The sequence below is a fragment of the Celeribacter baekdonensis genome, from assembly GCF_003047105.1.
Lineage (GTDB): Bacteria > Pseudomonadota > Alphaproteobacteria > Rhodobacterales > Rhodobacteraceae > Celeribacter > Celeribacter baekdonensis_B.
The window spans coordinates 694,306-720,825 of the sequence record NZ_CP028475.1 but is presented as its reverse complement, the minus strand read 5'-3'; the positions used below and the strand labels follow the sequence as shown (position 1 = coordinate 720,825).

The following is a 26,520-nucleotide window of genomic DNA, read 5'->3' as shown; positions in this document are numbered from 1 at the left end:
TCAACATGTGTTGATCGGTTTGGGGGTCTCAATGGAAAAAACAGTTCAGAGCCCCAAACCTCACAGCAGCAAAGGCCACGTCTTTGCGCATTCAATGTGGCGCACGGGCAGCACAGCCCTTGCCCGGTGCTTTCTTTCCTCAGACGACTATCTGGTCTTTTACGAGCCATTTCATGAAACCTGCGGGTCACCCAAACGGATCAAGCTGGCGCGACAGAACCAATCCAAACAGACACAAGAGCTGCGGCATCCGACGTGGACCGGGGGCTATTTCGATGCATATCTTCTGACAGACCCTTTAACCGGAAAGCCGCTTTGGAGGCTGTTCGACAGATCAAGCACACTCTCAACGCCCTACCGGACCCGCCCCAATCCGCGCGCGCTGGCCTATTTGGAGGCCTGTAAACGTGTCGCAGACGATCAAGGAAAACGTGCCTTTTTCGGGTTTTGCCGCTCAGGTCGACATTTGCAGGGCATGCCACTTGGCGCAGACGGGAGTGGGTTTTACCTTTACCGCGACCCGCACAGCCAGTTCCGCTCCTATGGCTGGCCCCAAAATGAGTATTTTCTTCCCTGCACCCTGATCCAATTGCTGTCCGCCAAGGCCACGCGTCAGGTTGTCTTGGACCTCTTGCCCAATGCCATATCTCGCGTGGCCCTCTTTGCCTTTTTGATGCGGCGACCGGGTTTTGAACGCCAGATTGCACTTGGCAGAACTTTGGCAAAACAGCTTACACCCCGCACGGCCTATCAAATGTTCTACCTCAGCCACTGCACCACATTGCATTCAGCGCGTCAGGCGGGTTTGCCCTGTTTGACGATGAACGATTTGATCGACCGGCGCGCCGAGATCGAACCCCAATATGGCGTTGATCTGTCCCCGCTGCGCCGCAACACGCCTGTTCACGACGACGCGGACAGGTATGACGCTTGGGAAAGCGAATTACGGGACCGATTTGGACCCCAAATCCCAGCGCTAAATCCCCCAAACCATACCAAAGCCTGACGCGTTTGAAAAAGCCCCCTGTGCACGGATGCCTCTGTGATCACAGCGCATTTTCTTTGGAATCTGGTCTGGTTCGAACTAAGCAGTCAAAAGGAAAACGGCTGCCACTGGGGGATCAGTCGACGGGAGGGCGCGATTTGGCAAAAGTCATGCTGACAGGAACGATGCGCTGTGACGCGCATGAGGTCGAGAGCGTTGTGGCACTTTTGCCCCGCCACCAACGTCTCAGCGAGGCCGAACCGGGGTGTCTGTCCTTTGATCTTTGGCAAGACGAACTTGATCCGTGCTGTTTTCATGTCAGCGAAGTGTTTCGCAGTGAGGCCGATTTTACCGCCCATCAGGACCGCACCCATAGCTCTGATTGGGGCCGCGTCACCAAACATATGATCCGAGATTTCACCAAGAGCGTGCTATGACCAACGCGCCGACGCACCCGATCCGCGCCGCCTTTTGGATGATGGGCGCCGTGTTCGGCTTTTCTTCCATGGCTGTGGCTGGGCGCTTGGTGTCGGCCAACCTCGATACATTCGAAATTTTGGGCTACCGCTCGCTGTTTGGCCTGATGATCGTCTTGCCTGTCGCGATTTTTCAGGGCCGCCTGTCCGAGCTTAGACCGCGGTCCCTGCCGCTTCACGTCGGTCGAAACCTGGGCCATTTTGCCGGTCAAAACCTGTGGCTCTTCGCCCTGACGTTGATCCCGCTGGCGCAACTTTTCGCACTGGAATTTTCCTATCCCATTCTCGTGGGCTTGGGCGCCACCCTATTTTTGGGCGAAAAAATGACCCCAACACGGGCTTTGGCTGCGCTGATGGGCTTTGCCGGCATCCTGATCGTGGCCCGCCCGTTTGGTGCCGATGGCCTGTCCATCGGTTTGCTTGCCGCCATGGCCTGTGCCTTTGGATTTGCCACCTCGGCTTTGTTCACCAAACAACTCACCCGCACGGTCAACGTGTCTATCCTCGCCATCATGTTCTGGATGGTGACGCTGCAACTTTTGTTTGGCTTTGTCTGCGCCATGATGGATGGCTCTGCCGCATGGCTCACGCTTACGGACCTACCTTGGGTGGTTTGGATCGCTCTGGCCGGGCTTGGCGCGCATTTTTGTCTGACCAAAGCGCTGAGCCTTGCCCCCGCCTCCATCGTCACGCCCATTGACTTTCTGCGCCTGCCTGTGATCGGTGTGGTTGGGATGCTTCTTTATGGCGAAAGCCTTGATATTTTTGTTTTTATTGGGGCTGGTATCATTTTTGCCGCCAATTACATCAACATCCTCTCTGAATCCCGGCGCACAGCAAAGCGACCCGCGTGACCCCGCTGTTGCAGCGCAGCAATTTATCATTTTAAAACAATGACGCGGCGTCAGAATTGCTTGAAATTTCGCGCAGGCTTAGGCTGAGATCATAACAAGTGCGGCAATTCGCGCAATGACATCACAAGACAGTGACAACACCACTGAACCACCAGATCGACAAAATAAAACCGTGTCGGCAAAATACATAAAGGAAACGCGCCCAGGGCTCGTTTAGGGATGGAGAATATGAAGAACACATCAATTTTGGCATTGGCCTGCACCGTCGGTGCGACAGGCGCATTTGCAGGTGGGATCGACCGGTCCGGCCAATCCATCGCGCCAATTTTTGAAGATGGCAGCTATTTGGAATTCTCGTTTGGGAGCGTGAACCCAACGGTATCAGGCGTTCAAACCGGCACTTATAATGACGGCACGACTGTCGTTCCGGGCTTGGGTCAGACCTCTGGCAACATGGTCGAGTCCTACACATCTGTCGGTGCCGCCTATAAAACCGATATCAGCGATAAATTCAGCGTTGCATTGATTTTTGACCAACCTTTTGGGGCTGACGTCAATTATTCCTTCGCGGACTCCCCCGCGCCCTACGCCTATGTCGGTTCGACAGCCTCGATCGACTCCAACAGCCTGACTGCAGTGCTGCGCTACAAAATCAACGACCGCATCTCGGTTCTTGGTGGTGTGCGTGAAGTGACCTCGAAAGGCAAAGTTGCGCTGTCCAACGGCTATACGATGAAGACCACCACAGAAACCGATTGGGGCTATGTGATCGGTGCGGCCTATGAGATCCCCGACATCGCCCTACGCGCGGCTCTGACCTATAACTCTGAAATCACCCATGATTTTACCACGACCGAGAACGGCGTTTTTGACAGCCCGATGGAAACCCGCCTGCCGCAATCGGTCAATCTCGATTTTCAAACCGGGATTGCCGCAGATACGCTGTTGATGGCCTCCGTGCGTTGGGCCGAATGGACCGCCTTTGACATTTCGCCGACCGCCTATGTCGCCAGTGCTGGCGATGCGCTTGTCGATTACGACAATGACACGATCTCCTACAGCTTGGGTGTCGGGCGCCGGTTCAATGACAAACTGAGCGGTTCGATCATGGTTGGCTATGAAAAATCCAGCGGCGGCTATTCCGGCAACCTCGGCCCAACCGATGGCTACGCCTCGCTGGGTCTTGGCCTGAAATACCAGATCACCGAGCAAACCGCGATTTCGGGTGGCGTGCGCTACGTTTGGATCGGCGATGCCGAAACCGAAAACCCAACGGCACCGGGCACCACATTTGGTGAGTTCACAGGCAATGACGCCACCGCGTTTGGCATCAAAATTTCGCACTCGTTCTAATCCACGGGTCAAACACCCTGTCAAAATGGATGTTTCAAAGGCCCCGCCCCTCTGCGGGGCCTTTTCATATGCATTTCACATTGCCGATCACATTTCGTGATCCTCTTTTGCACAAATTCCGGTTTGCCTGCGCCCGCGCCCTCCGCCATGGTCCGCGCCAAGCGAAACTGTTCCCACAGGACACCCATCATGGCCCCGCAAAAAACCATTTCCGCCGCCGCATGGCTTGGCCTTGCCGCCATGGGATTGCTCTGGGGCGGGTCGTTCCTGTCCGTCGCGCTGTTGATCCGCGAGTTGCCGATCTATTGGGTCGTCGCCGGGCGCGTCACCATCGCGGCGCTGGTGTTATGGTCCTATGTCTTGATCAAAGGCCTGCCGGTCCCGCCAATGCGCCACTATTTGTGGCGTTTTATCGTGGTCGGCTGCCTGACCTCCGCCCTGCCGTTTCTTTTGATCACATGGGCGCAACATCGCATTCCCTCAGGGCTTGCGGGCATTCTCAACGCCGCCACCGCGATTTTCGGCGTGCTGTTTGCGGCGCTGTTTTTTGCCGATGAAAAGCTCGGCCTGCGCAAAGGTGCGGGGGTGATTTTGGGCGTTTTGGGCATTGTCACGGTGATCGGCCCGGATGCGCTTCATGCCTTTGATCTGACCTCGCTGAGCCAATTGGCGATGATCGCGGCGACGATGTCTTATGGCCTGTCCAATGTCATTGGCCGCAGACTTTTGGGCGATCTCAAACCGCAAGTCGCCGCCGCAGGGATGCTGTCGGGGGCTGCCATTTTTGCCCTGCCCGTGGCGTTTGTCACGTCTGGTCCGCCGCCGATGTCTCTCATGGCCTCCACTTGGAGGGCGCTGTTGTACCTTTCGGTGATGGCCACCGGCGTGACCTATTTGATCTACTACCGCGTGCTCAAATCTGCGGGGGCGGGCAACACGTCGCTGACCACGTTGATCGTCGCCCCGGTGTCGATCGCGCTCGGGGCCGTTGTGTTGGGCGAAAGCCTCTCGCCCTCGGCCTATGCCGGATTTGGTTTGATCGCGCTTGGGCTTTTGGTGATTGATGGTCGGATTTTGACGCGGCTCAAAGGCATCAAACCGGCGCAAACATAATACAGACCGTGCCAAAACCCCTTGCTCCAGCCGCGCCCACATGGCACCCAAGGGAAGATCAACAAAGGATGCGAGATGAGTTACACCTCGGGCAAAGACTGGCGTGATTGTCGCGCCAAAAGAGTCATTCTCTTTGGCATGTCAGGCCTTGGAAAAACCCATATTTCCAACATGTTGCGAGACACCAAAGCCTGGTATCATTACTCGGTCGATTACCGCATCGGCACGCGCTATCTGGGCGAGGCGATTGACGACAACCTCAAAAAGGTCGCGATGCGCGATCCGTTTTTGCGCGATCAATTCCTGTCCGACAGCATCTATATCAAATCCAACATCACCTTTAACAATCTCGCCCCGGTGTCCTATTTCCTCGGCAAACCCGGCGCGCCGGAGCTTGGCGGCATCCCGATGGCCGAATTTCAACGCCGTCAGGCGCTGTTTCGTGCCGCCGAAGAAGCCGCGCTTTTAGACACGGGGCACTTCATCCATCGCGCCCAGGACCTCTACGGCTATCCGCATTTTGTGTGCGACACAGGCGGGTCGATCTGTGAATGGGTCGATGCCGAAGACCCGAGTGATCCGATCCTCAAAGCCCTCTCGAAAGATGCGCTTTTGGTCTGGATCAAGGGCTCGGAGGCCCATACCGAAGAGTTGATCCGTCGCTTTGATCGCGCGCCCAAACCGATGGCCTATCAGCCGGAGTTTTTGGCGGCGATCTGGGACGAATACCTCAGCGAGAACCGCGTCAGCGAAGCCGAGGTCAACCCCGATGATTTCATCCGCTACACCTATGCCCGCGCCCTCGCCCACCGTCAGCCGCGCTATGCCGCCATGGCCGAAAATTGGGGGGTGAGCGTGAGCGCCGAAGACGTGGCCGCGGCCAAAACCCCCGAAGGCTTTGACGCGCTCATTGGCTCGGCGCTTGATTTGCAGGCTGCGCAGACCTAAATCACTCTTCCACCACGAAGGACCTGACTATGCCCATCACCTTGCCCGAAAACCTACCCGCCTATGACGTGCTCTCGGCCGAGGGCGTGATGGTCATGGGCGAAGGCCGGGCCAAATCTCAGGAAATTCGCCCGCTTCGCATCGCGCTTTTGAACCTGATGCCGAAGAAAATTCAGACCGAAAATCAGTTCGCCCGTTTGATCGGCGCAACACCGTTACAGATTGATTTCAAACTGATTCGGATGAGCGAACATCAGGCCAAAAACACCGCCGCCGAGCATATGGAAGAGTTTTACCGCCCCTTTGAGGAGGTCAAAGCCTCGGGCGAGAAATTCGACGGTCTGATCATCACTGGCGCGCCGATTGAACATCTGCCGTTCGAAGAGGTGACCTATTGGGACGAGCTCAAAGAGGTGTTTGAGTGGACTCAAACCCATGTGCATTCGACCTTTGGCGTCTGTTGGGGCGGCATGGCGATGATCAATTATTTCCATGGGGTGAAAAAGCACATTTTGGCAGAAAAAGCCTTTGGCCTGTTCCGTCAAAACAACCTTGCCCCCGCCTCCCCCTACCTGCGCGGGTTTTCGGACGAATGTTACATCCCGGTCAGCCGTTGGACGGAAATGCGCCAAGCGGAAATTGACGCGGTTCCTGCGCTGATCCCGCTGTTGGGCTCGGACGAAACCGGGCCGTGTCTGGTACAAGACCCGGAGCATCGCGCGCTCTATATTTTCAACCATTTCGAATATGACACCGGCACGTTGAACGAAGAATACCGCCGCGACGTCGATGCCGGAAAGCCCATCGTGCCGCCGTTGCATTATTTCCAAAACGACAACCCGTCGTTGCGTCCGGTGAATCGCTGGCGCTCGCATGCGCATTTGCTTTACGGCAACTGGATCAACGAAATGTATCAAACCACGCAGTATGATTTGGCGAAGATCGGTGAGTAAGGCTCTGATATGTCTATCGGTTCTCCTCGCCTTGATGGCCGCCACGGTTTTGATCGCCCAAAAGCGCGGTCAAATCGCGATGCGCAAAGCGCCGCAAACCGGCGAGATGGTCACCACGTTGAGCGGCCAAATCGTCCATGTCGAGCGCTACGGCCCTGAGGGCGCGCCTCCCATCGTGTTGATTCACGGCGCGTCCGGCTCGACCTATGACATGACATTCCGTCTCGCTCCGGCACTTGCGGAACGCTACCGCGTCTATGTTGTCGATCGTCCCGGCTTTGGTTATTCGCCCGCTCTCAGTGACGAAAGCCTGGCGGCCCAGGCGCAAACCCTGCGCGAGGCGATTTCTGAGCTGGAGCCGCGCAAGCTGATGGTTTTGGGACAATCTTACGGTGGTGCGGTGGCCCTTGAATGGGCGTTGCAGGATCAGGAGAATATGCTCGGTTTGGTTCTGGTCTCTGCCGCCTCGCATGAATGGGCGGGTGACCCTTCGTTGTTTTACCGAACGATGGCGACCCCGGTGATCGGCGACATCTTTTCCTGGATGCTGATGGCCTATCTGCCCTCCCCGGTCTTGGCCTCTGAAATAGACGCGGTGTTCGCGCCGCAACATGCGCCAGAGGGCTATACTGCCTTTTTCCAACCGCGCCTGTCCCTCCGCCCCGCGACCCAAACGCTTAACGCCCGACAGCGCGTGACGCTCAAGGCGCAATTGCGCGATATGACGACAGGTTACCCCTCCCTCATGCTGCCGATCGAAAGTGTTCATGGCACGGCGGATACGACTGTGGGTCTTGAGGTGCATGCCGCTCCTTTGGCGCGCGATGTGGACTCCGATCATCTGGTGCGGCTTGAGGGTCTGGGCCATATGCCACATCACGTGGCGACCCAAGAGGTTGTGGCCGCCGTCGACCGATTGACCGCACGTCTTGAGGACCGCTAGAGCGCGCAGTTGCATTGCACTCCCGTGCCAAAAGGCCCATATTGTTAACAGCATTAACACGAAAGCCGTGACATGACCGACCTGCCCTTTGATGGCGCGATTTCTCGCTATTATTCCGATGAAGCCCCCAAAAGCATCCGCAAAGCCATTGAGGAGGGCAGTAAAAAGGACATTCTGTCAGACACTTACCCCTATTCGTCTTGGATGAAAAAATCTGAATACGAAGACGAAATGGACGCCTTGCAGCGCGAATTGGTCAAACTTTTGGCCGATATTCGTGAGACGGGAAAGCGGATTGTGGTGGTGTTTGAGGGCCGTGACGCGGCGGGCAAAGGCGGGACGATCAAACGCTTTCGTGAGAACCTCAATCCCCGCTCAGCCCGCATTGTGGCATTGGGAAAACCAACCGAACGCGAAGCTGGGCAATGGTATTTTCAGCGCTATGTCGATCACCTGCCGACCGAGGGTGAATTGGTGCTGTTTGACCGCTCGTGGTACAACCGCGCCGTGGTGGAAAAAGTGTTCGGATTTTGCACCGATGATCAGCGCAACAAATTTTTTCACCAACTTCCCGAATTTGAGGACATGTTGGTCTCCGAAGGCATCCAGCTTTTCAAAATCTGGCTCAACGTCGGGCGTGCCGAACAATTGCGCCGCTTTTTGGCTCGTGAGGGTGATCTGTTGAAACAGTGGAAACTGTCCTCGATTGATGTTGAGGGCCTCAAGCGCTGGGATGACTACACTGTGGCGATTTCAGAGACGATGGAGCGTAGCCACAGTGACACCGCGCCCTGGACGGTGATCCGATCGGATGACAAATACCGCGCACGCCTCAATGCGATCCGCGCTGTGCTCAGCCAGATTGACTATAGGGGCAAGGATAAAAAAGGCCTGGGCGAGATTGACGATAAGATCGTGGATGGTCCGGCCTTGTTGACCACGGGCGACGTGGACGAATGAGCGGCATCGTATGACCAAAAAGCGCGGCTATCATCACGGCAATCTGCGTCAGGCCTTGGTCGATGCGGCTCTGAGCCTGATTGAGGAAAAAGGCCCGACCGGGTTTTCTTTGTCCGAAGCGGCAAAGACCGCAGGCGTGACCCCCGCCGCCGTCTATCGCCATTTCGAGGGCCGCGAGGACTTGATCGCCGAGATTGCCCGACAAGGCTACGAGGTCTTCGCCGATCTGTTGGATTACGCCTATGAGACCGGACAGCCCTCCGCCTTGGCGAGTTTCGAAGCCGTGGGCCGGGCCTATCTGGCCTTTGCGCGCAAATATCCGGGGCATTATGTGGCGATGTTTGAGTCCGGCATTTCGGTGCAACGCACGCCCGATCTGTATCAGGTCGCCACACGCGCGTTGGGCGTGATGGAACAGGCCGCCGTCAACCTGTCCGAACATATCCCGGCCGAGAACCGCCCGCCGCCGCAAATGGTTTCGGCCCATATCTGGGCGATGTCGCATGGCGTGGTTGAACTCTTTGCCCGCGGCTCCCCTGGCACCAAAAGCCCGTTTCCGCCCGAAGACCTGTTGGAAACCGGCATCGGGATTTACCTACGCGGGCTGGGGTTGATCCCACAGGACAAATAGCGACATCTGTCTATTTTCAGACGTAAAACGGGCTTTGGCGTACATGACCAAAGCCCGCTTTCTTGTTTTAGCCGAACACGACCAAAGCGCTTGTTTTATTGGCTTTAGCCGAAGACGACCAAAGCGCCGGGCGACCAGCTTATGCGGGCGCGGGTGCCGACCTCGAGCACGTCACGACCAAACAGGTTGCGCATCGACAGGCGCACAGGCGTGTCCACCCCATCGAATTTCACGTCGTAATAGGTCATGTCGCCGTAGTAGACGACCTCTTCGATCAAGGCCGGGGACTCGCGATGGGTCGGCGTCTGTGTATCGTAAAGAATGGTCAAGGTTTCCGGGCGGAACCCGACTGTAGCCGCGCCCTCGGGGAAGCCTTCGGGGCATTGGTCATCGGTGATTTCGGTTTCTCCCAGACCAACGATATTGACGATTTTCTTACCGGCCTCGTGGCGGCATGTGGCGGGGAGAAAATTCATCACGCCAATAAAATCCGCCACGCGTTTGGTTTTGGGGCGGCGGTAAAGCACTTCGGGATCATCGCATTGCGCGATCTCGCCTTCAAACATCACAGCGATCCGGTCGGACATGACCAACGCTTCTTCTTGGTCATGGGTGACGAGGATAAAGGTGATGCCGACCTCGCGTTGCAGCTTGATCAACTCGACCTGCATCTGTTCGCGCATCTTGCGATCCAGGGCTGAGAGCGGCTCATCGAGCAGCAGCACTTTCGGTTTGAGGACCAGAGCGCGGGCCAGCGCAACCCGTTGGCGTTGACCACCAGACAGCGCATGAGCGGCGCGGTTGCCATAGCCCGTAAGACCGACCATTTCGAGCGCGGCCTCTGCGGCTTGGGCTTTTTCCGCCTTTGACATCGGTGATTTGCGCAGACCAAAGGCGACATTTTCGGCCACGGTCAGGTGCGGGAAAATCGCATAGGATTGGAACACCATATTGGTCGGCCGTTTGTTGGCCGGCACGCCCATCATGTCCTTGCCTGCAAGCATCACAGAGCCGGAATCGATGTCTTCAAACCCGGCGATGGTGCGCAAAAGCGTGGTCTTGCCACACCCCGACGGACCCAAAAGGGAAAAGAATTCGCCCTCGCCAATCTCAAGGTTGATCCCCCGCAGCGCGTGATACTCACCATAGTGCTTTTGGATATTCTGAAGCGAAATAAGTGGCTTACGTTCAGGTTTTGGTTGGTTCGTCATTAGAGGAAGCCCCCGGTGTCTTTGAGGCCTGCGCGTTTGGCGCCACGGCGACGGAAAATTTCAGCGATGGTGATGAGCAGGATCGAGAGAACCACAAGGATCGTCCCAAGCGCCATCACGGCGGGCAGCAGTTTTGGGAACCGCAGCATGGAAAAGAGATAGACCGGAAGCGTCGGATCGGCACCGGTGAGGAAAAAGGCAATGATGAATTCATCCATCGAAATGGTGAAAGAGATCAACAGCGCCGACACGATCCCCGGCATGACCAAAGGCAAGGTCACGCGGCGAAAGGTCGAGGCGCGGGTTTCGCCAAGATCATAAGCGGCCTCTTCCAGCGATGGGTCGAGCGCAGCGAAGGCAGAGTTGAGAATGGCGATGGCAAAGGGCGTACAGATCAACGTATGCCCGGCGATCACCGACCACGCCCCCGTGGACATGCCCAGTTTCAGGATCACAACCAAGAGCGACACTGCAACAATGATTTCGGGCAGCACCAAGGGCAACATGATAAAGCCCATGATGCCCTTTTGGCCGGGGAATTGATAGCGCGTCGAGGCCATCGCGCCAAAGATGCCAAAGATCGTCGCCAACACGGCCGAGGTGACGGCGATCTCAAGCGAGTTGAGCAAAGCGTTGTGCATTTCCGTGATGTCTAAGAGCGCGGTGAACCACTCGGTGGTGAACCCGGTCAATGGAAAGGCGATGATCGTCGAGGTGTTGAAGGCAAAGAGCGGCAGAAGGAAAATCGGCGCATATAAAAACACCAGATAGGCAATGGCATAGATTTTGAGCGTCTTCATTTGCTGCGCCCTCCTTTTTTACCACCACCTGCGGCACGGTAACCAATGATCAAGAACACGATGGCAATCACGGCGACAATCAACATCGCCAGCACCGCCAAAGTGGCCCCGAGAGGCGCGTTATTGAGGCGCAGGAATTGGGTTTGGATCATATTGGCAATCATCAAACCGCCGGGGCCGCCGACAAGGCGTGGGGTCACGTAATCACCGATGGTCGGGATGAAGACGATCAGCACAGCCGCGACCACGCCGGGAGCGGCCAAAGGCAGGGTCACGCGCAGAAACGTCATGGTGCGGCTTTCGCCCAGATCGCGCGAGGCCTCAAGGTAAGACCGGTCGATTTTCTCAAGCGCGACAAAGATCGGCAGAATCGCGAAGGGCGCATAGGCATGGGCCAGCGTGATGATCACGGCGTTGACGTTATAAAGGATAAAGGTCAGAGGTTCATCAATGATTCCAACGAGTTTCAGCCCTGAGTTCAACACGCCATTGTAGCCCAAAATCACTTTCCACAGGAACACGCGGATCAGATAGGAGGTCCAAAACGGGATGGTGATGAGGAAAATCCAAAGTGACTTATGCTCCGGCTTAACCCCGAAAGAGACGAAATACGCGATAGGGAAGGCCAGCAAAACAGTGATCACCGTTACGGAGCCCGACACCATCAGCGAACGCAGCATCAATTGGCGATAAAGCGGATCGGTCAGCGCCTCTTTATAATTGGCCAGTGACAAACCTGGGGCAAAGTCCCGCACACCCGTCTGGGTCAAAAACGAAATCAAAAAGATCGCCACTAAAGGCACCGCCAACAACAACAGCGCGTAGAGCGCCGTGGGGGACACAAGCAAAAGCCCAACCCCTTGATCGGTTCTAAAAAATCGTCGCAGTTTTTCCCCTGCTGTCATCATATGTGCCCCTCAGTGCGTCGTGTTGCTTTTACGCTCCACGGATTTGATCAAATCTGCAAGCGATTTTCGATCTCTCTGCGTCACGTCCGTCACATTCACCACTATTCCCCCCATGTCGATCATTAAACGCGCAAAATAAGGCGCAGCCTAGAGAGATTTTGCACCGCAACGCTCGCGGTCCATCACGCTCCTTTGATCCCCCCTGCCAGATGGCGCAGGGGCAGACTCACAGACAGGTGCTAGCTCAGATGCGCCGCGATTTGATCCAACATCAACGCCCCGAACTCTGCGTTGGCATGGCGATAGTCCATTTTTTTCCCGGGCCGGATTTTATGATAGGGGCGCACGGTCCCGATCATGTAGCTCTCTTCGGTGAAAAGGCCGTCTTCGATGGTTTTCGGCGGTTGGGGGAGGTAAATCGCCCCGGCCTCGGCACAGACCTTATGGGCCATTTTCTGATAAAACGCAGAGACGAAGGCCCCTTCTTTCAGTCGGTTTATCTCGTAAAACGTACCGAATTTTGTGCCCTTGATCAGAACCTGTCGGGTGGGTCGCGGCTGACTGGCCAGAAACACCGGAACATCGGTGACGGCGCGTATGTCACGGACCAATCTCATGGCCAGCGACGTGTTCAACTGTTCTTGCGCCAAATGCTGCAACAGCATTTCAGACACAAGCGTCAGACCGTTGGCTCGCGCGGTCTCATAGTCCTGTGCGCTGGCCATGGCCACGCACCCTTTCTGTTTGAACAACCGGATGAGCGCAAAGATTGAAAATCTGAGGCCGGCAAGAACGATGAAATCATACTCATCTGGACGCCGCTTTGAGACCCCGGTCAAGGATGCAACCATTTGATTGGCCTTGTCATCTTGAGAACAGAGCCATCCGTCTTCGATGCCAAAACTGTCCAACCAATCGCCGTAGGCCCCAAATCTGTCATAGCTTTGATCCGGCCAAAGCTGTGCCCCAACCTCCAAGGCGCGCGCATAGGCCGCCAGATGGGAGTTTCCGATCAAAAGCCCCTTTTTGCTCATTTTTGAAAGGCCTCTAACAGGATCTCTTCGCAGACCAAATCATCGTCGGCATCATTGTCGTCGCTGTCCTCGTCTCTGTCCTCGTCGTGGCCTTCAAAAGGGCGGGCCTGCGGTGTCTTTAACGCAACCGCCCCTGCTGTCCCCTCTTTCTGGCGCAAGCCATAGGCATCCAAGAAAATCGCCATGACTTCGGCCACCACTTCCGGGCGAATGGTGCGCAAATTGGGCGCATAGGCGGCGTCGTCACGTCCCCATGTGGTGACCAATTCATAGCCCGGAAAATAATCCACATTGTGAAATTTCATCGCAATTTCCCCGGCAACAGAACGCAGGGTCGATTTGGTGTAGGTGCTGGCAACCAACACATGCTGACCCGACGCCGTTGCCGTAATGGGGACCGGAGAGGTCGTCAAAACGAGTTTCAATCCGCGATTAAACCGTTTGAACAACCGCCGGATCGCCTTGAGATCTCTGAACATTTGAGCGTGGGTGAAGTTGGTAAACTTATAGAGCTCGGGATCATATTCCCCGGCGATCACCCCCGGCGCCACGGGCAAAGTCCGCCCTGTTGGCAAATGAATCCATGCCTCCGTCAACCCAAGGGTAAAGACAAACACATCAGCCGTTTCAACCAGCGCCTTGACCCGCGCAAGATGTTGGTAGCGCAGCTCAACAGCCTCCTTTAGGCTCACACAGCCTTCAGGTTCGACATTTGGGCGCAGCGCATCAAAAAATCGCTGATCTTTTTGCCAAAACAACGCCTCATCAACACGGTTGTCCGCAACATCCTTTAACAGCTCAAGCAATTGGCGCGGCGTGTAAATATTGCCATAGCGCGCCGAATGCAGCCCATAGCCAAACTCTTTCGCAAGGGTCTCGTTGAATTCGGGCGGGGTAGGTTCGGCATCCAAAATAGGGATGTTTTCGCCCGCCAAGGCTTGACGAATACGTTGCGCAAAACAGCTTCCGGCCGTGGCAATCGCAGAGTACGGCGTGATCTGAAACTTAGGCGTGAACACGTCTGGCCAACGGGCCTTATCCGTTTGGACCACGCCGGTTTTCCAAAAGGCCTTCGGCGGCAAATCTGAGTATGGATGGGTCAAATGGCACTCTTACAACACAGTTTTCAAAACTATGTCTCAGCCAGAGGTTTATGACAAGGGCACCCTCCCCCGCGCCGCAGCCGTTGGGTCCGAAAGACGGCACCAAACGCGCCATAAAAAAGGCCGCCGACAGACCCTTCTGCGGCGACCTTTTGCGATATATATCCAGCGAAATTAACGCTTGGAGAACTGGAAGCTCTTACGGGCTTTGGCTTTACCGAACTTCTTACGTTCCACAACGCGCGAGTCGCGGGTGAGGAAGCCAGCGGCTTTCAAAGCGGCGCGCAAGGAGGGATCGTACAGCTGGAGGGCTTTGGAAATACCGTGCTTCACAGCACCGGCCTGACCAGAAAGACCACCGCCTTTGACGGTTGCGACAACGTCGAACTCGCCTTCGCGGCCAGCAACGGTAAACGGTTGACGCAGGATCATCTGAAGCACGGGACGTGCGAAATAGACGTTCTGCTCTTTGCCGTTGACGGTGACCTTACCGGAGCCCGGTTTGATCCAAACGCGAGCGACCGCATCTTTACGTTTGCCGGTCGCATACGCGCGGCCAAGGGAGTCACGAACGGGCTCACGGGGAGCCGCAACTTCGACAACAGTGTCACCAACAGCAGCGTTCAGCGCGTCCAAGGATTTGATTTCTTCAACCATGATTATGCGCTCCGAGTGTTTTTCTTGTTCATGGACTTAACGTCCAGAACTTCGGGATTCTGAGCTTCGTGCGGGTGCTCTGCACCTGCGTAAACGCGCAGGTTGGTCATTTGCTGACGGGACAGTTTGCCGCCCGGCAACATACGCTGAACCGCTTTGGTCACGACGCGCTCGGGGAATTTGCCCTCAAGGATCTGACCGATGGTGCGGGATTTGATGCCGCCCGGGTGACCCGTGTGCCAGTAGAAACGCTCGTCGGTGCGTTTTTTGCCGGTCAGCTGGATTTTGTCAGCATTGATGATGATGACATTGTCACCCATGTCCATGGACGGGGTGAAGGTGGCTTTGTGTTTGCCACGAAGACGCATAGCGACGATCGAAGCAAGACGGCCCAGAACAACGCCTTCAGCGTCGATCAGGATCCATTTCTTGTCGATGTCCGCCGGTGTTGCGGAAAAAGTTTTCATTTGTCGTGCCCTTTAGGGTGGGAATTTGATTGGGCGAGTTCTATAGGTTTCACACGCCACGTCAAGCGCCTCAAATCTTATTTTAAACAACAAATTCAACGCATTACAAAATAGGTATTATTTTACCCCATAATTTCCCAGCTTTTCAGTCCAAAATCTCCATTTGCCTGAAGACCCCAAACCTTCCATATGTTTTTCCACCAATGCCCCTCAAATCTGTCTGACCCAAGCCACACATCTCATTTTCGGTATACATTGGTATACTCCACTTCCCTTTTACTCTCCAATGCGCTATGAAAACCACGACTCCCCACCCTCCTCCGCTCCAAGGACAGTCCTATGACCAAGATCAAGGTAGACAACCCCATCGTTGAGATGGACGGCGATGAAATGACCCGCATCATTTGGGACTTCATCAAGAAAAAACTGATCCTGCCCTATCTCGACATTGATCTGCTTTATTATGACCTCGGGATCGAAAGCCGCGACGCCACCGATGATCAGATCACCATCGACGCCGCCATGAAAACCCGCGAGGTCGGTGTCGCGGTCAAATGCGCCACCATCACCCCCGACGAGCAACGCGTCGAAGAATTCGGCCTCAAACAAATGTGGAAATCGCCCAACGGCACGATCCGCAACATCCTTGGCGGCACAATTTTTCGCCAGCCGATCATTTGTAAAAACGTGCCGCGCCTTGTGCCCGGTTGGACGTCGCCGATCGTGGTCGGGCGTCATGCCTTTGGGGACCAATATAAAGCCACCGATTTCCGGTTCCCCGGCAAGGGCCAGTTGACGATGAAATTCGTTGGCGACGACGGCACCGTTATTGAAAAAGTCGTCTACGACGCCCCCTCCGCCGGTGTGTATCAGGCGATGTACAACCTGGACGACAGCATCCGCGACTTTGCCCGCGCCTCGTTGAACTACGGCCTCAATGTCGGCTGGCCGGTGTATCTGTCGACCAAAAACACCATCCTCAAAGCCTATGACGGTCGCTTCAAAGACATTTTCGAAGAGGTCTATGAGGCCGAATTTGCCGAAGATTTCAAAAAGGCTGGCATTTGGTACGAACACCGCCTGATTGACGACATGGTCGCCTGTGCGATGAAATGGTCGGGCAAATTCGTCTGGGCCTGTAAAAACTACGATGGTGACGTGCAATCAGACACCGTCGCACAGGGCTTTGGCTCTTTGGGCCTGATGACCTCGCAATTGATGACACCCGATGGCAAGATCGTCGAAGCAGAGGCCGCCCACGGCACTGTCACCCGCCATTACCGTCAACACCAAGCGGGCGAAGCCACCTCGACCAACTCCGTGGCCTCGATTTTTGCGTGGACGGGAGGCCTGAAACACCGTGCCAAATTGGACGACAACGATCAATTGATGCGCTTTGCCACCACTTTGGAAAAGGTCATCGTCGACACGGTTGAGAGTGGTTTCATGACCAAAGACCTCGCGCTTTTGGTTGGCCCGGATCAAGGCTGGTTGACCACGATGGGGTTCTTGGAAAAAATCGACGAGAACCTGAACAAGGCATTGGGCGGCTAAACCGCACTCTCGCGATGACATCAGGGCCGGGGCCGACATGCCCCGGCCTTTTGTGTCTGTGGTCCACCTCGACACGGTCTTGCACCTCGCCACGGGCTTTGACAGACTGCGCCACGGCGTGACCCATGTCGGGGTGCCGATGTTGACCTCAAAAGGAACAGTTATGAAAGACCTCACAAAATCTCTTTTCGGCGCGACCCTGATCGCCCTCGCCGCCTCCCCCGCCTTCGCGCATTTGCCGCCCGAAGAGCATGGGTCGTTTCTGGCCGGGGCCTCGCATCCGCTGTTTGGCCTTGATCACATATTGGCCATGTTGGCGGTCGGCGTCTGGGCGCTTCAGATCGGCGGACGCGCGATCTGGGCCGTGCCTGCGGGTTTTGTCGGCGCGATGACGTTGGGCTATATGGGGGCGCGCATGGGGGTGGCTTTGCCCTTTGTCGAACCGATGATCCTCGCCTCTTCGATCCTCTTTGGTGTGCTTGTGATGCTGGCTTTGCGACCGGGTCTTTGGGGCGGCGTGGCCGTGGCTGCGTTTTTTGGCCTGTTTCATGGTCATGCCCATGGTGCCGAACTCGGGGCGGCCACCGCATGGTCCTTTGGGGCTGGCTTTATCCTTGTGACGGCTGCACTGCACGCCTCCGGTGTTATTTTGGCCCAATATATGGCCCGCGCGCATCCCTTTGCACCCCGCGCTTTGGGGGCGGCCTCCACACTCTTGGGCCTGTCGCTGGTCTTCGGCTAAGGCCCTAAATTTCTGCACAATTTTAGATGTTAGTGGCCCCTTAAGCCTGTGTGTCTAAACCCTGTCTCAAACGGAGAACAGAAGGTTTCCGACATGCAGTTGGCATCTGCCTATACATCTGCGGCCCTCATCGGTCGCGCGCAAGAGCAACAGGCGCTCCGTTCACCCTCCGCCACGCCGGAGGGGAACGGGGCCTCGGCTTTGTCTGACAACAACGCTCAAACGGCGGGCCCGGTCCAAGATCAAAAAGCCCCTGAAAAGCCTCGCCAAACTGGCTCACCTGCACCCACAAAAAGCACGATCGACAGCGCGGCAGAGACCGCCAAAGCCACCGCAAAATCCAAAGCCTCGGCTGCGAATGCGGTGTTTGCCCGCTACGAGCTGACCCAAATTTCGGCGACCGAAATTGATCAGATGACCTCCGAGTTGAAAACGGCGGGGTTTGACGATCTTGGCTTTCTCATGGGGTTGGAGCGTCAAGGCGCGACCTACCGCACCGAGATGGAAAGCCGCGCCAATGTGTTGGGGTATGAGACGAACAGCGGTTTCGACGCGGAGGCACCGATGGATCTTTTGGCCAAGACCCGCTCCGAGCGCGATTTGGCCCACCGTTATGGCCAAACCACCGAACGGCTTGACAGTCAGTTGGCCAAATTGGAGGCGGCGCATATGAAGCGCCCCTCTGCCGCGGCCCCCACCGGGCCTTCGGCGCAGATGGCAGAGACGCTTGTGTTGTTTCAGGCCCAGAGGCTTTGGATTGAATGACCTCTCTTGACGAAATTCTGACGAAAGGCAGCCCATGTTGATCGCCCCCAATTTCCCCCAAACCAGCCTCTCCGTCCAAACAGCCAGCGCCACGTCAGGACCGCAGGCCCCAGTCACGCACACAACGGAGCGCAGCGGGTTCACCGATCAACCGTCTGCCCCCACGGCAGAGGCGATCTATGCCGACTATGATTTGACCCATATCTCGCCCGATGAGATCGACGAAATGACAGACCGGCTGCGTGAGGCCGGGATCTATGAGTTTGGCGACATGATGATGCTCGAAACCCGTGGCACGCGGTTTCAACAGCATCTGTGCAATTGCCTCTATCAGGCCGGGATCACCAACAGCCCCTCTTTCGATGGCACGCAGAAAAGCGATGTCATCGCCTCATTCAAATTTCAGATCGAAATGTCACGGCGGGCCGGAGATCCGATCGAAGTTGCCCAAAAGAGTCTGGACCGGCTTGAGGAGATCCACGCGCAAGCCCAAGCGGATCGGGCCAAGGCACAGGCTGTGCCGTCCCGCGCCACGCCACCGCCCGCTTTGGCGCAATCTCTGCTTGGGTTTATGGCGCAGTCTGGCTGATCTGCCGCTTTTTATGGCAGGCGCCCTGCCCCGTTTCTTTGGGACACCAAGGCGAGCATTTTATGCTAGACAGGTCAGCATTCCTGTCCTACATGTCAGCTATGCCCGCACCCTTTCCCATTCCGCAAAACCCGGCGAAACACACGCTGTTCGAGGACCTCCAAGGGTTCTCCATCGCGCTGATCACCACCGCCATAGGGTTGACCATCATCGCCCAGCTCGGGTTCATCACCGGCCAGACGGCGGGCTTGGCTTTGGTGATCTCATATCTCACCGGCTATTCCTTCTCTTGGGTGTTTTGGCTGATCAACATCCCGTTTTACGCCCTCGCCTGGTTTCGCATGGGCAAGGAATTCACCATCAAATCGGCGCTTTGCGTCACGGCACTGTCGATCCTTGTCGCGGTGATTCCCAAATGGATGTCGTTTGACACGCTCAACCCGGTGTTTGGCACCGTCGCCTTTGGCATCCTTACTGGATACGGGCTTTTGGGCACGTTTCGCCACAAAGGGTCGCTGGGCGGATTGGGCGTGGTTGCGCTCTATGCACAGGATAAATACGGCATCCGCGCCGGGATTGTGCAACTTTGCTTTGATGCTGTGCTGTTTGCCGTGGCTTTCTTCCTTTTCGAACCGTCTCGCGTACTCTATTCCCTCTTGGGCGCGGTGATCCTCAATGGTGTGATCGCCTTTAATCACCGCCGCGACAGATATATCGCCAGTTGAGGTCCGCATCAGGGCCGTCAAAAGCCCCGAGGACACGCATGCAAACCGCCGATCAAAAAGCCGACACACACAGCCTACTCGAAGATGCGCAGGGGTTTATTTTCGGCACCGCCATGTGCGCCTTTGCCCTTGTGATGCTGCGCGATCTGGGGCTGGTGACCGGGCAAACCGCCGGTCTGGCGCTGTTGATCTCCTATATGTTCAAATTGCCTTTTGGCTGGGTGTTCTTTGCGGTGAACCTGCCGTTCTATTGGTTTGGCTACAAACGCATGGGCCTCAAATTCGTTCTGAAAACCTTTGCCTGCGTGGCGCTGATTTCGGTCTTCTCTGAAATTTTCCCGCATTTCGTCTCCTTTGAAACGCTCAACCCGGTGTTTGGGGCGATCATGCTGGGCTTTATGACCGGCGCGGGGTTGATGGCGATTTTCCGGCATGGCGGCTCGCTGGGCGGGATCGGCATTTTGGCGCTCTACCTGCAAGACGCGACCAAATTCAAAGCGGGCTATGTCCAACTGGCCTTTGACGCCTGTCTCTTTGCCGTCGCCGCCTTCATCTTGCCGTTGCCACAGGTGCTCTATTCCTTGCTCGGTGCAGTCGTCGTCAACCTTGTGATCGCGATCAACCACCGCCGCGACCGCTATATTGCAATGTAAGGAGGGATCAATATGCCCAAACATTATCTCTTCCTCTTGGCGGCCATCGTCTCCGAGGTCATCGGCACAACCGCGCTCAATGCCTCGCATCAGTTTACCAAACTCATCCCTTCGGCCATCGTGGTCATCGGCTATGGCCTGTCGTTCTATTTTCTATCGCACACGCTCAAAGTCATGCCCGTCGGTATCGTGTACGCCATCTGGTCCGGGCTGGGCATCGTCCTGATCACCCTCATCGGACTTGTCGCTTTTGGTCAAAAAATCGACCTCCCCGCCGTCCTCGGCATGGCCCTTATCCTCGCCGGGGTTCTCGTGATCAATGTGTTCTCAAAAACTGTGACCCATTGACCCTTCCCAATTCATAAGCATTTTTAGCGCCAAATGCGGGTTTTTCACCGCTCTGGTGCTTTAAAGCTGGTGTTTTGTCGCCGGGCCGGGTAGGCCCCCGCGCAAGACATACCTCACACGGAAACCGCACCCTATGGATCTTCGCAATATCGCCATCATCGCCCACGTTGACCACGGCAAAACGACGCTCGTCGATGAGCTTCTGAAACAGTCGGGCACCTACCGCGAAAATCAGTCCACCACTGAACGCGCTATGGACAGCAACGACCTGGAGCGCGAGCGCGGGATCACCATTCTCGCCAAAGCCACCTCGGTCGAGTGGAAAGGCCACCGCATCAACATCGTCGACACGCCCGGCCACGCCGACTTTGGCGGCGAAGTCGAACGCATCCTGTCCATGGTGGACGGGGTTGTGTTGCTGGTCGATGCCGCCGAAGGCCCGATGCCGCAAACCAAATTCGTGACCTCGAAAGCGCTGGCTCTTGGCCTGCGTCCGATCGTGGTTCTCAACAAAGTCGACAAACCGGACGCCGAGCCGGATCGCGCACTCGATGAGTGTTTCGATCTTTTCGCCTCGCTTGATGCCGATGACGATCAGCTCGACTTCCCGCATCTGTATGCCTCTGGCCGCTCTGGCTGGTGTGACACGGAACTCGACGGGCCGCGCAAAAATTTGGACGCGCTGTTCAACCTCGTGCTCAACCACGTCCCTGCCCCGCGTCAGCTCAAGCATCAGCACGAGCCCTTCAAAATGCTCGCCACCACTTTGGGCGCTGACCCGTTCTTGGGCCGCATTCTGACTGGCCGGGTTGAAACCGGCACGCTCAAAACCGGCGCGACCATTCAGGCGCTGACCCGCAACGGTCAAAAGATCGAACAATTCCAGGTCAAGAAAATTCAGGCGTTTCGTGGCCTTGGCATGCAGGAAATTCCTGAAGCCATCGCAGGCGACATCGTCTCCATCGCGGGCATGTCGAAAGCCACCGTGTCGGATACGCTCTGTGCCCTCGAAGTAGACGCGCCACTCGAAGCACAGCCGATTGACCCGCCCACCATCACCGTCACCTTTGGCATCAACGACAGCCCGCTGGCGGGCCGCGATGGCAAAAAGGTGCAATCGCGCGTCATCCGTGACCGTTTGATGAAAGAAGCCGAAGTCAACGTGGCTATCAAAGTCACCGACACCCCCGGCGGCGAAGCCTTTGAGGTTGCCGGTCGTGGCGAGCTTCAGATGGGCGTTCTCATTGAGAACATGCGCCGTGAAGGGTTCGAACTGTCGATCTCCCGCCCGCAGGTTTTGATGCGCGAACTCGACGGTGTCAAAGTTGAGCCGATCGAAGAAGTCACCATTGACGTGGATGACGAATACTCCGGCGCAGTGATCGAAAAACTGACCGGCGTGCGCAAAGGCGAGCTGACCGAGATGAAACAGCAAAACGGCAAAACGCGCATCATCGCGCATGTGCCGTCGCGCGGTTTGATCGGGTATCACGGCGAATTCCTCACCGACACCCGCGGCACCGGCGTTTTGAACCGCGTGTTCCACGATTGGGCCCCTTATAAAGGCCACATCCCGGGTCGTCGTCAGGGCGTTTTGATCTCCATGGACAGCGGTCAGGCCGTGTCCTACGCTTTGTGGAAACTCGAAGATCGCGGTCACTTCTTTATCGGCGCTCAGGCCGATGTCTATCAGGGCATGATCATTGGCGAGCACAGCCGTGACAATGACCTCGAAGTGAACCCGCTCAAGGGCAAACAGTTGACCAACGTCCGTGCGTCGGGCACCGATGAGGCCGTGCGCCTCACCACCCCGGTGACGCTGTCCTTGGAACAGGCGATTGCCTATATCGACGATGACGAGCTGGTCGAAGTGACGCCGAAAGCGATCCGTTTGCGCAAGCGTTACCTCGATCCGAACGAGCGCAAGCGCCACGCGAAATCGTCCAAAGCCTAACCAGCTTAGACGTTTCATACTGATGACAAAGGCCCGTGTGAAAACGCGGGCCTTTTGCTTTGGCGCGCAGTCTCTGTGCGGCCACGGGGACTGCGCCAAAGGGAGGAATTTCCTATATGGTGGTCAAACGGAGGATCATCGTATGAAAAAAATCCAAACCCAAGGTGTGCACCACATCACCATCACCGGCGCGGACCGGCAAAGCTCGATTGATTTCTGGGAGGGCGTGTTGGGCATGCCCTTTGTCTTTGAACAACCCAATCTCGATGATGCGAAACAAGGCCATCTGTATTTTGATCCCGGTGATGGCCGGTTGATCACCGTCTTCACCTCAGAGGATCGCACACCTGGCCGCCACCGGATTGACCAAGGCCCCGGCTCTTTGCATCACTTGGCCTTCAATGTTTCGAAAGTCAGTTTCGATCACATCGTTGCGCGACTGGATGCGCGCGGGATCACCCATTCTGGCCCGAAAGATCGCGGCTTTATGGACAGCATCTATTTCCGCGAACCGAATGGGATGTTGGTGGAACTGGCCAGCTACCGCTTTGAGCCGCCTTTGGGGTTTACCCACACCGACGTGTTGCACCGCGCTCATGTGATCCGCGTGGCGGCGGGCGATGATCACATCGACACCGAACATCTGACCGATGCGATTGAGGCTCTGGTGCGTGAGCGCACACAGACTCTGTCTGAGGATCGCGGGCCGAAAAACCCGTATTCCAAATAAAACGGCGCGGGGCCTCCCCGCGCCGCGTCATCAACTGTGTTCCGATTACTCTTCGGTCTCAACCACCAAAAGCTCGCGCTCAGACGCGCCTTTGGCATGGCTCAACGCCTCTTGGTATTCGGGCGAATGGTAACAAGCGACCGCCGCTTCCACCGTGTCAAATTTCGCCACAACATTGCGAGGGCGATCTTTGCCTTCAAGCTGAACATAGCGTGCAGCGCGGGCGATGAATTTGCCGCCATGTTTGGCAATGGCAGGGCCGGCAAGCTTGGCATATTTGCCATAAGCCTCTTCATCCGTGACGGTCACATGGGCGATCCAAAGGGCTGGCATATCTTATCCTTTCAACAGAGTTTCAGCGGCGGCAATGGCAGCCTCGGCACCGGAGAAATCCTTGCCCCCGCCCTGCGCCATATCCGCCCGGCCACCGCCACCTTTGCCGCCAACGGCAGGCACAGCCGCCTTAAGCACGTCGACCGCAGAGACTTTTGCGGTCAGATCATCGGTGACGCCACAGGCCACGGCGACCTTGCCGTCCTCGTCGGTGATCAACAAGATCACGCCAGAACCGAGGTTGGTTTTGTGGGCATCAATCAAGGCTCGCAGGTCTTTGCCGGAGACGCCTTGCAGCGCTTGCGCGAGGAAGGGGATGCCATTGATCATTTTGGCCTCGACCGCGCCTTTGGCCCCGCCGCCCATGGCCAATTCGCGTTTGAGATTGGCCACCTCTTGTTCCAATCTCTTGCGTTCCTCGGCCAGCGTTTTGACCCGCTCAACGACTTCGCTCACCGGCGTTTTGAGCGCGGCTGCGATCACTTCAGCCCGGTTCGCAGCCTCGGCCAGATGATCCAATGCCGCTTGGCCCGTGAGCGCCTCGATCCGGCGCACGCCCGCACTTGAGGCGCTGTCGCCCAAGATCACGCACAGGCCGATGTCACCGGTGCGTTTCACATGAGTGCCGCCACACAGTTCGAGCGAATAGGTCATGCCATCCGCGCCTTTGCCCGTATCGGCGCGGCCCATGGAGACCACGCGCACTTCGTCGCCGTATTTCTCGCCAAAGAGCGCCTGTGCGCCAAGTGCTCGGGCGTCATCTGGCGTCATGATCCGGGTTTCAACCGGGGTGTTTTGACGGATGTAGCCGTTCACATCCTCCTCAACCTTGCGCAGCTCTTCGGCGCTCAGGCCCTTGGTGTGGCTAAAGTCAAACCGCAGCCGATCCGGCGCATTCAATGACCCGCGCTGTGCCACATGTGTGCCCAGCGTTTCGCGCAGCGCTTCGTGCAACAGGTGCGTGGCGGAGTGGTTGGCGCGGATCGCGGTGCGGCGGGCATGATCAACGATCAGCTCTGCCGCCTGCCCGGTTTTGATCTCACCCGTGGTGACTTTGCCGATGTGAATGAACACGCCAGCCACTTTTTTCGTGTCGGTCACATCGACCGATCCGCGATCAACGCGGATCAACCCCATGTCGCCGACTTGGCCACCGCTTTCACCGTAAAACGGCGTTTGGTTGACCACGACCATAACCTCGTCGCCCGCCGTCGCTGAGGAGACCCCAGCGCCGCCTTTGACCAGCGCCAGCACCTGACCTTCGGCGGTCTCGGTGTCGTAACCCAAAAATTCGGTGACGCCATGCTCTTCGGCAATGTCGTACCAGACGGTCGCATCGGCCGTTTCACCCGACCCGGACCAGGCTGCGCGGGCCTTGGCTTTTTGCTCGGCCATGGCGGCGTCAAAGCCAGCGGTATCCACCGCGCGGCCTTGTTCGCGCAGGGCGTCTTGGGTCAAATCAAGCGGGAAACCATAGGTGTCATAAAGTTTGAACGCCGCTTCGCCCGGCAGGTTCACGCCCTCTGCAAGACCCGACACCTCCTCATCCAGGAGCTTCAGACCGCGATCCAACGTATTGATAAAGCGTGCTTCTTCCAGTTTTAGCGTCTCTTCGATCATCGACTGACCTTGACGCAATTCCGGGTAGGCCTCGCCCATCTGACGCACCAATTCTGGCACCAGCTTGTACATGATCGGATCTTTCGCGCCCAACAAATGCGCATGGCGCATAGCGCGGCGCATGATCCGGCGCAGCACATACCCACGGCCCTCATTGGACGGCATCACACCATCGGCGATCAGGAAAGAGGTCGACCGCAAATGGTCGGCAATCACCCGGTGATGGATGTTTTTGTCGCCATAAGGGTCAATGGACGTGGCATGCGCTGAAGCCTCGATCAGCGCCTTCATCAGATCGGTATCGTAGTTGTCGTGGCTGCCCTGCAACAACGCCGCAATGCGCTCAAGCCCCATGCCGGTGTCAATCGACTGCATGTCGAGCTCGGTCATCGTGCCGTCTGCAAACTTCTCGTTTTGCATGAACACGACGTTCCAGATCTCAATAAACCGGTCGCCATCTTCCTCTGGGCTGCCCGGAGGGCCACCCCAAATATGATCGCCATGATCATAGAAAATCTCTGTACACGGCCCGCACGGCCCCGTGTCCCCCATCTGCCAAAAGTTGTCGGAGGTGGCGATGCGGATGATCCGCTCTTCCGGCACGCCAACCTTTTTCCAGATCTCAAACGCCTCGTCATCGGTGTGATAAACGGTGGTGTAGAGTTTGTCCTTCGGGATGTCGAAATCCTTGGTGATCAGCTCCCAAGCAAAGGGGATTGCCTCGTTTTTAAAGTAATCGCCAAAGGAAAAATTGCCCAGCATCTCAAAGAACGTGTGGTGGCGCGCAGTGTAGCCGACATTGTCGAGATCGTTGTGTTTGCCGCCAGCGCGCACGCATTTTTGCGCCGTGGTTGCGCGGGTGTAATCCCGTTTCTCCACCCCGGTGAAACAGTTCTTAAACTGCACCATGCCGGAGTTGGTGAACATCAACGTCGGATCGTTGCGCGGCACAAGCGGCGAACTGTCCACAACCTTATGGCCGTTGCGTTCGAAATAGTTGAGAAAGGTGGAGCGGATATCGTTCACGCTGGGCATGTTGGGCTCATCCTTACAGGCGTTTTTGGGTCGCCAAATGTGGCGTTCTGGACGGTTTACCGCCCCTGTGCGATCC

General features: G+C 56.7%; 28 protein-coding genes. 19 read left to right on the top strand and 9 right to left on the bottom strand.

Going from position 1 to position 26,520, the window contains the following annotated elements; translation table 11 throughout:
• Positions 1–31 precede the first annotated feature (31 nt).
• From DA792_RS06975 to DA792_RS06925, 10 genes are all read left to right on the top strand, one after another.
• Positions 32–1,006 (top strand): hypothetical protein, encoded by a 975-nt coding sequence (locus tag DA792_RS06975; RefSeq protein ID WP_159075190.1) that lies wholly within the window; start codon positions 32–34, stop codon positions 1,004–1,006.
• A gap of 137 nt (positions 1,007–1,143) precedes the next feature.
• Positions 1,144–1,422, top strand: a complete 279-nt coding sequence (locus tag DA792_RS06970) for a putative quinol monooxygenase (protein WP_254679403.1) — start codon at positions 1,144–1,146, stop codon at positions 1,420–1,422.
• The gene (locus DA792_RS06965) at positions 1,419–2,315 is read left to right on the top strand and encodes a DMT family transporter (RefSeq protein ID WP_107719297.1); all 897 of its coding nucleotides are present in this window, start codon (positions 1,419–1,421) and stop codon (positions 2,313–2,315) included. The genes DA792_RS06970 and DA792_RS06965 overlap by 4 nt, the downstream gene beginning before the upstream one ends.
• Before the next feature lie 228 nt (positions 2,316–2,543).
• Positions 2,544–3,668 carry an OmpP1/FadL family transporter gene (locus tag DA792_RS06960; RefSeq protein ID WP_254679402.1) on the top strand — a complete coding sequence of 375 codons (1,125 nt, stop codon included), beginning with the start codon at positions 2,544–2,546 and terminating at the stop codon, positions 3,666–3,668.
• A 189-nt stretch (positions 3,669–3,857) separates the two neighbouring features.
• Complete coding sequence (locus tag DA792_RS06950) at positions 3,858–4,781, top strand: DMT family transporter (protein ID WP_107719293.1); 924 nt, start codon at positions 3,858–3,860, stop codon at positions 4,779–4,781.
• Between the two features lie 75 nt (positions 4,782–4,856).
• Positions 4,857–5,729 (top strand): ATPase, encoded by an 873-nt coding sequence (locus DA792_RS06945; RefSeq protein ID WP_107719291.1) that lies wholly within the window; start codon positions 4,857–4,859, stop codon positions 5,727–5,729.
• Between the two features lie 29 nt (positions 5,730–5,758).
• Complete coding sequence (locus tag DA792_RS06940) at positions 5,759–6,682, top strand: homoserine O-succinyltransferase (RefSeq protein ID WP_107719289.1); 924 nt, start codon at positions 5,759–5,761, stop codon at positions 6,680–6,682.
• Positions 6,675–7,625: an alpha/beta fold hydrolase gene (locus DA792_RS06935; protein ID WP_159075189.1), complete on the top strand. Its 951-nt coding sequence runs from the start codon at positions 6,675–6,677 to the stop codon at positions 7,623–7,625. Before DA792_RS06940 ends, DA792_RS06935 begins: the two co-directional genes overlap by 8 nt.
• A gap of 72 nt (positions 7,626–7,697) precedes the next feature.
• A complete protein-coding gene (gene ppk2 / locus DA792_RS06930) occupies positions 7,698–8,585 on the top strand; it encodes a polyphosphate kinase 2 (RefSeq protein WP_107719285.1) in 888 nt (295 codons plus the stop codon).
• A 10-nt stretch (positions 8,586–8,595) separates the two neighbouring features.
• Positions 8,596–9,216, top strand: coding sequence for a TetR/AcrR family transcriptional regulator (locus tag DA792_RS06925; RefSeq protein WP_009571272.1), 621 nt, complete (start codon positions 8,596–8,598; stop codon positions 9,214–9,216).
• Between the two features lie 104 nt (positions 9,217–9,320).
• Here DA792_RS06925 and DA792_RS06920 read toward each other — a convergent pair whose 3' ends face one another.
• The 7 genes from DA792_RS06920 to rplM all read right to left on the bottom strand — a co-directional run bounded on the left by DA792_RS06920 (position 9,321) and on the right by rplM (position 15,396).
• Entirely contained in the window at positions 9,321–10,427 is a 1,107-nt protein-coding gene (locus DA792_RS06920) for an ABC transporter ATP-binding protein (RefSeq protein WP_107719283.1), read from the bottom strand.
• Positions 10,427–11,227: an ABC transporter permease gene (locus tag DA792_RS06915; RefSeq protein ID WP_107719281.1), complete on the bottom strand. Its 801-nt coding sequence runs from the start codon at positions 11,225–11,227 to the stop codon at positions 10,427–10,429. The genes DA792_RS06920 and DA792_RS06915 overlap by 1 nt, the downstream gene beginning before the upstream one ends.
• Positions 11,224–12,132 carry an ABC transporter permease gene (locus tag DA792_RS06910; protein WP_107722596.1) on the bottom strand — a complete coding sequence of 303 codons (909 nt, stop codon included), beginning with the start codon at positions 12,130–12,132 and terminating at the stop codon, positions 11,224–11,226. The genes DA792_RS06915 and DA792_RS06910 overlap by 4 nt, the downstream gene beginning before the upstream one ends.
• A 242-nt stretch (positions 12,133–12,374) precedes the next feature.
• Entirely contained in the window at positions 12,375–13,169 is a 795-nt protein-coding gene (locus DA792_RS06905; RefSeq protein WP_107719279.1) for a hypothetical protein, read from the bottom strand.
• Complete coding sequence (locus DA792_RS06900; RefSeq protein ID WP_107719277.1) at positions 13,166–14,272, bottom strand: GSCFA domain-containing protein; 1,107 nt, start codon at positions 14,270–14,272, stop codon at positions 13,166–13,168. Before DA792_RS06900 ends, DA792_RS06905 begins: the two co-directional genes overlap by 4 nt.
• A 174-nt stretch (positions 14,273–14,446) precedes the next feature.
• On the bottom strand, positions 14,447–14,929 hold the full coding sequence (gene rpsI / locus DA792_RS06895; protein ID WP_107719275.1) for a 30S ribosomal protein S9: 483 nt from the start codon (positions 14,927–14,929) through the stop codon (positions 14,447–14,449).
• A 2-nt stretch (positions 14,930–14,931) separates the two neighbouring features.
• Positions 14,932–15,396: a 50S ribosomal protein L13 gene (gene rplM / locus DA792_RS06890; protein WP_009571278.1), complete on the bottom strand. Its 465-nt coding sequence runs from the start codon at positions 15,394–15,396 to the stop codon at positions 14,932–14,934.
• Positions 15,397–15,735: 339 nt separating this feature from the next.
• On the opposite strand from rplM, the gene DA792_RS06885 reads away from it, so the two are divergent.
• The 9 genes from DA792_RS06885 (at position 15,736) to DA792_RS06845 (ending at position 23,456) form a co-directional block, all read left to right on the top strand.
• Positions 15,736–16,950, top strand: a complete 1,215-nt coding sequence (locus DA792_RS06885; RefSeq protein ID WP_107719273.1) for an NADP-dependent isocitrate dehydrogenase — start codon at positions 15,736–15,738, stop codon at positions 16,948–16,950.
• Positions 16,951–16,987: 37 nt separating this feature from the next.
• Positions 16,988–17,692 (top strand): HupE/UreJ family protein, encoded by a 705-nt coding sequence (locus DA792_RS06880; protein ID WP_368074500.1) that lies wholly within the window; start codon positions 16,988–16,990, stop codon positions 17,690–17,692.
• A 93-nt stretch (positions 17,693–17,785) separates the two neighbouring features.
• Positions 17,786–18,457, top strand: coding sequence for a hypothetical protein (locus DA792_RS06875; RefSeq protein WP_107719270.1), 672 nt, complete (start codon positions 17,786–17,788; stop codon positions 18,455–18,457).
• A 34-nt stretch (positions 18,458–18,491) separates the two neighbouring features.
• Positions 18,492–19,046, top strand: a complete 555-nt coding sequence (locus tag DA792_RS06870; protein WP_107719268.1) for a hypothetical protein — start codon at positions 18,492–18,494, stop codon at positions 19,044–19,046.
• A gap of 101 nt (positions 19,047–19,147) precedes the next feature.
• Entirely contained in the window at positions 19,148–19,771 is a 624-nt protein-coding gene (locus DA792_RS06865; RefSeq protein WP_107719266.1) for a YitT family protein, read from the top strand.
• Between the two features lie 38 nt (positions 19,772–19,809).
• A complete protein-coding gene (locus tag DA792_RS06860; protein ID WP_107719264.1) occupies positions 19,810–20,424 on the top strand; it encodes a YitT family protein in 615 nt (204 codons plus the stop codon).
• A 12-nt stretch (positions 20,425–20,436) separates the two neighbouring features.
• A complete protein-coding gene (locus DA792_RS06855) occupies positions 20,437–20,772 on the top strand; it encodes a DMT family transporter (protein WP_107719263.1) in 336 nt (111 codons plus the stop codon).
• 133 nt (positions 20,773–20,905) lie between these two features.
• Complete coding sequence (gene typA / locus DA792_RS06850; protein WP_107719260.1) at positions 20,906–22,726, top strand: translational GTPase TypA; 1,821 nt, start codon at positions 20,906–20,908, stop codon at positions 22,724–22,726.
• A gap of 142 nt (positions 22,727–22,868) precedes the next feature.
• On the top strand, positions 22,869–23,456 hold the full coding sequence (locus DA792_RS06845; RefSeq protein WP_107719257.1) for a VOC family protein: 588 nt from the start codon (positions 22,869–22,871) through the stop codon (positions 23,454–23,456).
• 45 nt (positions 23,457–23,501) lie between these two features.
• Here DA792_RS06845 and DA792_RS06840 read toward each other — a convergent pair whose 3' ends face one another.
• Both DA792_RS06840 and alaS read right to left on the bottom strand, forming a co-directional pair.
• Complete coding sequence (locus tag DA792_RS06840) at positions 23,502–23,789, bottom strand: DUF1330 domain-containing protein (RefSeq protein ID WP_009571288.1); 288 nt, start codon at positions 23,787–23,789, stop codon at positions 23,502–23,504.
• A 3-nt stretch (positions 23,790–23,792) separates the two neighbouring features.
• On the bottom strand, positions 23,793–26,444 hold the full coding sequence (alaS, locus tag DA792_RS06835; RefSeq protein ID WP_107719255.1) for an alanine--tRNA ligase: 2,652 nt from the start codon (positions 26,442–26,444) through the stop codon (positions 23,793–23,795).
• Positions 26,445–26,520 lie beyond the last annotated feature (76 nt).